Below are 10665 nucleotides of genomic sequence, written 5' to 3'. Positions count from 1 at the left end.
CGCCGGGGAGAGCGGTGCACCGGACGTGGCGGATCTGGGACTGGACGCGACCGGCCACCCGATCCTCGGGGCGGCCGTGCGTCCCGCCGACGGCGACGGCCACGTGCTCACGGGCCGCGTCACGCGGCAGCGACCGTCCTGGCTCGTCGATCACGTTGTCCTGGACACCATGCCGGTCCCCGGCGCGGCCCAACTCGAATGGGCGCTGCGGGCGGCGGACGAGTGCGGTTGCGCCGCCGTGGAGGAACTGGTCCTTCAGACCCCGCTGGTGGTGCCCGAACAGGGCGGACTGAGCGTCCAGGTCGTGGTCGGGCGGGCCGGTGACGACGGCCGCCGCGACGTGGGGATCTACTCCCGCGCCGACGCCGACTGGACATGCCACGCGACCGGAGTGCTCAGCGCCACCCCGATCAGCGCCGCGTCTGGCGAGCCGGGCGAGGCGGGGGCCGTCGCGTGGCCGCCGACGGGTGCGGAACCGGTCGGCATTGACGACTTCTATGAGCGCACAGCCGCGGCGGGTTACGGGTACGGGCCCGCGTTCCAGGGACTCCGCGCGGTGTGGCGGGACGGGCGGGACGTGCTCGCCGAGATCGAGCTGCCCGAGCCTGTAGAGGACCGCGACGGGTACGGCGTCCACCCGGTCCTGGTGGACGCCGCGCTGCATTCCTTGCTGCTGATCGGCCGGTTCGGCGACGAGCGGGTCTGGCTGCCCTTCACCTGGAACGGGGTGACCCTGCACGCGGTGGGCGCCACGTCGGTCCGCGTCCGGCTGTCCCCGCTCGGCACGGAACTCGACCGAGGCGTCCGGATGACCATCACCGACCCGCTCGGCGCTCCGGTGCTGGAGGTGGACTCGGTCGTGCTCCGCCAGGCGGACGCCCGGCAGCTCAGGGCCGCCGGGGAGCGCCCTCCGGACGGCCTGTACACCGTGGACTGGACGGAACTGCCCGTGCTCGCCGACCACGCGGGGGTCCCGCCGGAAGCCCGTGACTGGGCGGCCCTTGGCTCCGTACCGGCCGAATGGGGACTGCCCGGGCACGCGGATCTGGATGCGCTGGTGGCGGCGCTCGAAGCCGGTGCGCCGGTGCCCCGGGTCGTCCTCGCCGGTGTCGGGCCGGCGGACGGCGACGACGGGCTCGCTCTGGTGAAGACGGCGCTGGGGCTGGTGCGGGGCTGGCTGGCCGAGCCCCGGCTGGCCGACGCCCGGCTGGTGATCCTGACGCGGGGAGCGGTGTCCACCGCAGGTGATGTGGATCTGTCCGGCGCGGGAGTGTGGGGCCTGGTGCGCAGTGCCCAGTCCGAGCATCCGGGCCGCTTCGTCCTTCTCGACCTCGATCCCCGCTCCGGGGCCGGGCCGGTGGCGGTCGCCGCCGCCGTGGCCGGGGCGCTCGACGCCGATGAGCCGCAGATCGCACTGCGCGACGGCGCGCTGCTCGTGCCGCGCTGGGCCGGCGCGGGTGCGGCGACGGAGCTGGCGGGACCGGCAGGCCATCCGGCATGGCGGCTGGCCACCGCAGGGACGGCGACGCTGGAGAACGTCTCACCGGTGCCGTGCCCGGAAGTGTTGGAGCCCCTGGAGCCCGGTCAGGTGCGTGTCGCCGTGCACGCCGCCGGGGTGAACTTCCGAGACGTGCTGATCGCGCTCGGGATGTATCCGGACGAAGGCGTGTTCGCGGGTAGCGAGGGCGCCGGGGTGGTGCTCGACGTCGCCCCCGATGTGACCGGACTCAAGGCGGGGGACCGGGTCATGGGCCTGTTCGAGGGCGCGTTCGGCACCGTCGCGGTGGCGGACGCCCGGATGGTGGCGCCGATGCCGCCGGGATGGATCCCGCGGGTGGCGGCCGGCGTGCCGGTGGCGTACCTGACGGCGTGGTACGGGCTGGTGGACCTTGCGGGTCTGGATGCCGGTGAGTCGGTGCTGATCCATGCGGCGACGGGTGGGGTCGGGATGGCGGCCGTGCAGATCGCCCGGCACTTGGGGGCGGAGGTGTACGCGACGGCGAGCCCCGGCAAGCACGCCGTTCTGGAACGGATGGGTGTCGATGAGGGGCATCGGGCGTCGTCCCGGGACCTGGGCTTCGAGGACGCGGTGCGCCGTGCGACCGGTGGCCGGGGTGTGGATGTGGTGCTCAACAGCCTGGCCGGTGAGTTCACCGATGCGTCGCTGCGGTTGCTCGCGGACGGCGGCCGGTTCGTCGAGATGGGCAAGACCGACCTCCGAGACCCCGAGCGGGTCGCCGCCGACCGTCCCGGGGTGCGCTACCGCTCCTTCGACCTGGTCGGCGACGCGGGACCCGAACGGGTCGGGGCGATGCTCGCGACACTGATGGGGCTCTTCCGGGACGGGGCCCTGGACCCTCTGCCGGTGGAGGCGTGGCCGCTCGGCCGGGCCCGCGAGGCGTTCCGGTTCATGAGCCAGGCCAAGCACACCGGCAAGCTCGTCCTGGATGTTCCCGCGCCGCTGGACCCGGACGGCACCGTCCTCATCACCGGTGGCACCGGCACCCTGGGCGGCCTCGTCGCCGAGCACCTGGTACGCACCTGGAACTTGCGGCGCCTGCTGCTGGTCAGCCGGCGCGGCCTCCAGGCCCCCGGCGCGGGGGAGTTGGTCGCCCGGCTGGAAGGGCTCGGGGCGGATATCACCGTCGCCGCCGCCGACGTCACCGACCCGGCAGGAGTGACCGACACGATCGCGGGGATCGACCCGCGGCATCCGCTGACCGCAGTAGTGCACGCCGCCGGCGTCCTCGACGACGTGACGGTCGCCTCGCTCACCCCCGAGCGGCTCGAACGGGTCTGGGCCGCCAAGGCCACGGCCGCCGCGAACCTGCACACCGCGACCGCCGGCCTGCGCCTCGGCCTGTTCGTGATCTTCTCGTCGGCCGCCGCCGCGGCGGGCAGCCCGGGGCAGGCGGGCTACGCCGCCGCCAACGCCTACTGCGACGCGCTGGCAGCGCATCGCCGCGCCCGCGGGCTGCCGGGACTGTCCATCGGGTGGGGGCTGTGGGCGTCGGCCAGCGCCATGACCGGGCACCTGACCGAGAGCGACCTGAGCCGGATGGGCCGCACCGGGTTCACCCCGCTCGGCGACGAGCGCGGGCTGGCGCTGATGGACGCCGCCTGCCGGCACGGCCGCCCGCACCTGCTGGCCGTGGACCTCGACGCCGGCGTCCTCGCCGGCGGGCCGTCCCACACCGTGCCCGCGCCGCTGCGCGCCCTCGCCGCCGCACACCGCCCCGGCCGGTCCCGGGCGACCGCCGCCGCGCCGGGTGAGCGGCCCGACGGTCTGCTCGGACGGCTCGCGGGTCTTTCCCCCGCCGAGCAGAACCGGCTCCTGCTCACCCTGGTGCGGACGCACGCGGCGACCGTCCTCGGGCACTCCGGCCCGGCCGCGGTCAGCGCCGAAACACCCTTCAAGGAGCTGGGGTTCGATTCGCTCACGGCCGTCGAGTTGCGCAACCGGCTCTCGGCGGCGACCGGCCTGCGGCTGCCCCCGGCGCTGGTGTTCGACTACCCGGAGGCGACCGTGCTGGCCGCCCACCTACGGCGGGAGCTGGCGCCGGACGGGACGGAGCCGCCGCCCGGGGACCCCGTCGACCCGCTGCTCAGCGACCTCGGCCGGATCGAGGGCGCCCTGACCGCGCTCCCGATGGAGGGCGATGCGCGCGACCGGGTCGCCCGGCGGCTCCACGCGCTGCTGGCCACGCTCGACGCCGCCGCCGGCGCGCCCGGCGACGATCTCCTCGACGGCGCGTCCGACGAGGAGATGTTCGAGTTCATCGACCGCGAACTGTGACCCGCCGAAAGGGAAGTGAGAGCTGATGTCGGGTACGGAAGAAAAACTCCGACAGTACCTGAAGCGGGTGACGGCGGACCTGGGCCGCGCCAGGCAGCGGCTGCGCGAGGCGGAGGAGCGGCACCACGAGCCGGTGGCCGTGGTCGGCATGGCCTGCCGGTTCCCGGGCGGCGTCGGATCGCCGGAGGAGCTGTGGGACCTGGTCGCCTCGGGACGTGACGCGATCGGCGAGTTCCCGTCCAACCGGGGCTGGGACCTTGAGGCGCTCTACCACCCGGACCCCGACCATCCCGGCAGCAGTTACGCGCGGCGCGGCGGGTTCCTCTACGACGCCGACGAGTTCGACGCGGGGTTCTTCGGTATCAGCCCGCGCGAGGCCAAGGCGATGAACCCGCAGCACCGAGTGCTGCTGGAGGTCGCGTGGGAACTCCTTGAACGGGCCCGGATCGACCCCACCTCGCTGAAGGCCACCCTGACCGGCGTCTACGCCGGTGCGGGCGTCCCCGGGTTCGGCACCCCGCGCGCGGACCAGGACGTGGAGGGGCATCTGGCGACCGGCAACGCGCTCAGCGTCCTGTCGGGCCGCGTGTCGTACGCGCTCGGCCTGGAGGGGCCCGCGGTGACGGTGGACACGGCGTGTTCGTCGTCGCTGGTGGCGGTGCACCTGGCCTGCCATGCCCTGCGGCAGGGGGAGTGCGACCTGGCGATGGCGGGCGGGGTGACGGTGATGCCCGCGCCGACCATGTTCACCGAGTTCTCCCGGCATCGTGTGCTGTCACCCGACGAGCGGTGCAGCCCGTTCGCGACGGCGGCCAACGGGACCGTGTTCTCCGAGGGTGTCGGCCTGGTGCTGCTGGAGCGGCTGTCGGACGCCCAGCGCAACGGCCACCGGGTCCTCGCGCTGGTGCGGGGCTCGGCGGTCAACCAGGACGGCACCAGCAACGGGCTGACCGCGCCCAACGGGCTCTCCCAGCAGCGGGTGATCGGACGGGCCCTGGCCGGTGCCGGGCTGTCGGCGTCCGAGGTCGACGCGGTGGAGGCCCACGGCACCGGCACCGCGCTCGGCGACCCCCTGGAGGCGCAGGCGCTCCTGGCGACCTACGGGCGGGACCGTCCGGCGGATCTGCCGCTCCTGCTGGGCTCGATCAAGTCCAACATCGGGCACACCCAGGGCGCCGCCGGCGTCGCGGGCATCATCAAGACGATCATGGCGATGCGGCACGGGATGCTGCCCGCCTCACTGAACGTCGACGAGCCCACCCGGAACGTCGACTGGTCGTCCGGTGCCGTCCGGTTGCTCACCGAACCGGTGGGGTGGCCGGAGACGGGGCGGCCGCGCCGCGCGGGCGTGTCGGCGTTCGGCATGTCCGGCACGAACGCGCACCTGATCCTGGAGGAGGCACCCGAGCCGGCCCGTCCGGACGGGGAGGACGCACCGAGCACTCCCGCCGAAGGCCCGCTGCCGTGGGTGGTGTCGGCGCGGACCCCGGAGGCGCTGCGGGCCTATGCGGCGGCGCTGGCCGAACGCGCGGGGGCCGACCCGGCGGCGTCCCCGGCTGATGTGGGCTGGTCGCTGGTCAAGACGCGTGCGGTGTTCGAGCACCGCGCCGTGGTCGTCGGCCACGATGTCGCGGAACTGACCGAGGGCCTGGGCGCCCTGGCCCGCGGTGAGGATCACCCCGCGCTGGAGACGGGTCTCACGAGCGGCGCGGGATCCGCGCCGGTCCTGGTCTTCCCGGGACAGGGCTCGCAGTGGGCCGGAATGGGCGCGGGCCTGCTGGCGTCCGCGCCGACGTTCGCCGCCCGGATCGCCGACTGCGAGCGGGCCCTTGCGCCGTTCGTCGACTGGTCGCTGACCGACGTGCTACGCGGCGCCGAGGGCGCGGCGGACCTCGGACGGCTCGACGTGGTGCAACCGGCCCTGTGGGCGATGATGGTGTCGCTGGCCGCGCTCTGGGCCGAGCACGGCGTCGTCCCGGCGGCCGTGGTGGGCCACAGCCAGGGCGAGATCACCGCGGCCTGTATCGCCGGCGCCCTGTCGCTCGACGACGCCGCGAGACTCGTCGCGGTCCGCAGCCGGGTCCTCATGCGTCTCGCGGGCCAGGGCGCGATGGCGCCCGTCGGTACCGACAGTGAACACATCGAGCGGCTCCTGGCCGAACTCGGCGAGGCCGCGCGCGAGGTCGTCGTCGCGGGGGTGAACGGCCCGCGGTCGGTCGTGCTGTCCGGGCCACCGGCGCAGATTCGGGCCGTGGTCGACACGGCCAAGGACGCGGGTCTGCAAGCCCGGATGATCGAGGCCAGCGCCGCCGGGCACAGCCCGCAGATCGACCAGATCCTTCCGGAGCTGGCGGAGCGGCTCGCCGGGATCGAGCCGGTCCCGACCCAGGAGGTCGCGTTCTACTCCACGGTGACCGGGACGCGCCTGGACACCGCGGAACTGGGTACCCGGTACTGGCTGGACAACATGCGTGAGCCCGTACGGTTCGCCGACGCCGTCGGCGCGCTCCTCGCCGACGGCCACCGGATCTTCATCGAGGTCAGTCCGCATCCGGTGCTGATGATGAGCACGCAGGAATGCATCGACGAGGCAGGTGCGGGCGCCGTCACCGTCCCGACGCTCCGGCGCGGTGACGGCGACCGGACCCGGCTGCTGCGGTCGGTCGCGCAGGCGTTCACCGCCGGGGCTGGAGTGGACTGGGCCGCCGCGTTCCCGTCCGAGACAGCCCCCCGCATCGTGGACCTGCCGACCTACGCGTTCCAGCGCGAACGGTTCTGGCTCTCCGGCGACGGCGGCCAGGACGCCGCCGGCCTCGGCCTGAGCCCCGCCGGGCATCCGCTGCTGGGCGCCGCTCTGGAACTCGCCGACGGTGACGGCTACCTGCTCACCGGACGACTGTCGCGGCAGAGCGCGGCATGGCTGACGGAGCACGAGTTCAACGGCACGCTCCTGCTCCCCGGGACGGCCCTGCTGGAGTGGGCGCTGCGCGCGGCCGACGGGGTCGGCTGCACCCGGGTGGAAGAACTGACCCTGCACACACCTCTGCTCCTGCCCGAGTCGGACGCGCTGCGGGTCCAGGTCGTCGTCGGCGCCGCCGCCGGCGACGGGCGGCGTGAGATGCACGTCTACACCCGTCCCGCCGCCGATGACGACGCCGGTGCCGCCGACTCCGCGTGGGTCTGCCATGCCACTGGCATCCTCACGGCCGAGCCCGCCACCACGGCCGGGGCACTGGACGGGCCATGGCCCCCCACCACAGCCGAACCCCTGGACACCGTGGGGTTCTATGAGCGGCTCCAGGCGATCGGCTACACCTACGGCCCCGCGTTCCAAGGGCTGCGGACCGCGTGGCGCGACGGAGACGACCTCTTGGCCGAGGTCGTCCTGCCCGAGCGGGCCGACGCGCAGGACGGATCCGGTGTCCACCCCGCCCTGCTGGACGCGGCGCTGCACCCGATCTTCCTGACCGGCAAGGTCGACGCCGACTCGGCCTGGTTGCCCTTCGCCTGGAGCGGCGTGTCCCTCCACGCGACGGGAGCCACCACCATTCGCGTCCGGCTCTCCCCCCTCGGTGACGGGTTGGAGCACGGATTCAAGGTCCACGTCGCCGACCCCGCCGGTCTCCCCGTGCTGTACGCAGAGTCGGTACGGATGCGCCCTGCCGGTGGGCTGCTCGCGTCCCCGGCCGGACATGGAACACGTGGCCTCTACTCTCTCGGCTGGGTCCCGGCCCCGAGCCCGTCGCAGGCGGCGCCCGGCGATGCCGTGTGGATGGACATCGATGCGCTGACGGCGGCGATCGGCTCCGACACGCCCCTGCCCTCCGCAGTGGTGACCGAGGTTCCCGCCACCGGGGACGACGACGATCTCTCCGCTGCCGCGCGCGCCGTCGTGGAACGGGTCCTCGGGCTGCTGCAACAGTGGCTAGTCGAGCCGCGGGTCGCCGACGTCCCGCTGGTTCTGGTCACCCGCAACGCCGTCGCCGTCCCAGAAGACACGGGAGACCTCGACCTCGCCGGCGCGGCCGTCTGGGGATTCGTCCGCAGCGCCCAGGCGGAGGAACCGGGCCGGTTCGTCCTCGTCGACCTAGACCCCCGGGACGACGAGGGCGCCCGCCGGGCCGTGATCGAGGCGCTGGCGACCGACGAACCGCAGACGGCCGTACGCGCCGGGCAGGTGCTCGTCCCCCGGCTGGCACGGGCCGCCGCCGCACCCCAGGCCGGCGCCGGAACCCCCGACCCGGACGGCACGATCGTGATCACGGGCGGCACCGGGACGCTCGGCGCCCTCGTCGCGGAACACCTGGCCGGTGCCTGGCAAGCCCGGCACCTTCTACTCGTGAGCCGCAGCGGGACGGCCGCCCCGGGCGCGCCGGAACTGGCGGCCCGCCTGGCGGACCTGGGTGCCGACGTGCGGATCGCCGCCGTGGACGTCACCGACCCGGCCGCCGTCGCCGAACTCATCGACAGTATCGACCCCGCGCATCCGCTGACCGGAGTCGTGCACGCCGCCGGCGTGCTCGACGACGCGACGATCGCGTCGCAGACGCCCGAGAGACTGGAACGGGCCTGGGCGGCCAAGGCGGAGGCGGCCGCGCACCTCCACGCCGCCACGGCCCGCGCCCCCCTGACGATGTTCGTGGTCTTCTCGTCCGCGGCGGCCGTCATGGGCAGCCCTGGGCAGGCCAACTACGCGGCGGCCAACGCCTTCTGTGAAGCGCTGGTGGCCCGCCGGAGCAACCGGGGCCTGCCCGGCCTGTCGATCGCGTGGGGCCTGTGGGCCGACGCCAGCGGGATGACGCTCCACCTGTCCCAGACGGGCTTGGAATCCCGGATGGGCCGGTCGGGCATCACCCCGATGAGCAGCGAGCGGGCGCTGTCCCTCCTGGACGCCGCCTGGACGTCCGGCGCGTCCGACGTCGTGGCGGCCGACGTCGATGTCGCCGGACTCGCGACCGACCAGATCCCGGTGGTCCTGCGGGGCCTGGCCGGGCCCGTGCGGCGGCGCGCGGCCTCCGGCGCAGACGCCGCGGGACTCGCGGGGAGGCTGACCGGCCTGGACGAGGAGGGAAGGCGCGACCTGGTGTCGCAGGTCGTTCGGGAGTCCGTGGCCGGGGTGCTCGGACACCGGTCGCCCACGGGCGTGGCGGCGGAGACGAACTTCCGGGACCTCGGCTTCGACTCGTTGACCGCCGTGGAACTGCGGAACCGGCTCGCCGCGTCGACCGGCCTGCGCCTGCCCGCGACCCTGGTCTTCGACTACCCGACCCCGGTGACGCTGACCGAGCACCTGTGCACGTTGCTGGCCGGAACGGGACGTGCAGCCCCCACCCCCGGGCGCGTCGCCGCAGCGCGAGCGGACGAGCCGGTGGCGATCGTCGCGATGGCGTGCCGGTATCCCGGCGAAGTGCGCAGTCCCGAAGACCTGTGGGACCTCGTGCTCTCCGACGGGGACGCGATCGGGAAGTTCCCGTCCAACCGGGGCTGGGATCTGGCGGGCCTCTTCCACCCGGACGTCGACCACCCCGGTACCAGCTACGTCCGCACCGGCGGGTTCCTGTACGACGCGGACCAGTTCGACGCGGGATTCTTCGGGATCAGCCCACGGGAGGCATCAGCAGCGGACCCTCAGCAGCGAGTGCTGCTGGAGACGGCATGGGAACTGCTGGAGCGCGCGGGGATCGACCCGGCGACGCTCAAGGGCACCTCGACCGGCGTGTACGCCGGGGCGATGTACCACGACTACACCACGGGCCCCGCCAACGGCGACGCGAAGCTGGAGGGGCACGCCTGGCTCGCCGGCTCAGGCAGCGTGATCTCCGGACGGCTGGCCTACACCCTTGGTCTTGAGGGGCCGGCGGTGACGGTGGACACGGCGTGTTCGTCGTCGTTGGTGGCGATGCATCTGGCGTCGCAGGCGCTGCGTCAGGGCGAGTGCGATCTCGCTCTCGCCGGCGGAGTCACGGTGATGGCCACGCCCGACCCGTTCAGCGGATTCTCACGGCAAGGCGGGCTGTCACCGGACGGGCGATGCAAGTCGTTCGCGGCGTCGGCCGACGGCACGGGCATCTCCGAGGGCGTCGGGCTGGTGCTGCTGGAGCGGTTGTCGGATGCGCGGCGTCATGGGCGTCGGGTGTTGGCGGTGGTTCGGGGTTCGGCGGTGAATCAGGATGGTGCGTCCAATGGTTTGACGGCGCCGAATGGCCCGTCGCAGCAGCGGGTGATTGGTCAGGCGTTGGCTAGTGCGGGTTTGTCGGGGGGTGAGGTGGATGTGGTGGAGGCGCATGGGACGGGGACGAGGTTGGGTGATCCGATTGAGGCGGGGGCGTTGTTGGCGACGTATGGGCAGGGGCGTGTGGGTGGTGGGCCGTTGTGGTTGGGGTCGGTGAAGTCGAATATCGGTCATGCGCAGGCTGCTGCTGGTGTGGCGGGTGTGATCAAGATGGTGATGGCGATGCGGCATGGTGTCCTGCCCGCGTCGTTGCACATTGATGAGCCGACGCCGCACGTCGACTGGGACACCGGTGCCGTACAGCTCCTGACCGAAGCCCGGGAGTGGCCCCAGGGCGACCACCCACGGCGCGCCGGAGTGTCCTCCTTCGGGGCGTCCGGAACGAACGCGCACCTGATCGTGGAGCAGGCGCCTGAGACCCCTCGTCCTGATCACGTTCCGTCCGTGGACGGTGTTGTGCCGTGGGTGGTGTCGGCGCGGAGTGTGGGTGCGTTGGGTGAGTTGGTGGCGGGGTTGGGTGGTGTGGTGGCTGATCCGGTGGAGGTGGGGTGGTCGTTGGTGTCGTCGCGGTCGTTGTTTGAGTGGCGGGCGGTGGGGATCGGTGAGTCGGGTGAGGAGCTTTTGGCGGGTTTGGAGA

At 73.5% G+C, this 10665-nt stretch carries 2 protein-coding genes; both read left to right on the top strand.

Annotation, left to right across the window (positions count from 1 at the left end):
• The first annotated feature begins 25 nt into the window (after nt 1-25).
• A complete protein-coding gene (locus AMA02S_RS39570) occupies nt 26-3796 on the top strand; it encodes an SDR family NAD(P)-dependent oxidoreductase (protein ID WP_067470168.1) in 3771 nt (1256 codons plus the stop codon).
• A 25-nt stretch (nt 3797-3821) separates the two neighbouring features.
• Nucleotides 3822-10665: type I polyketide synthase (locus AMA02S_RS44570; protein WP_157431163.1), on the top strand; the 6844-nt coding region annotated here is incomplete at its 3' end.

The sequence above is a fragment of the Actinomadura macra NBRC 14102 genome, from assembly GCF_001552215.1.
Lineage (GTDB): Bacteria > Actinomycetota > Actinomycetes > Streptosporangiales > Streptosporangiaceae > Spirillospora > Spirillospora macra.
Note: the sequence above shows the minus strand (reverse complement) of the source record. Positions and strands in the feature narration are given on the sequence as shown.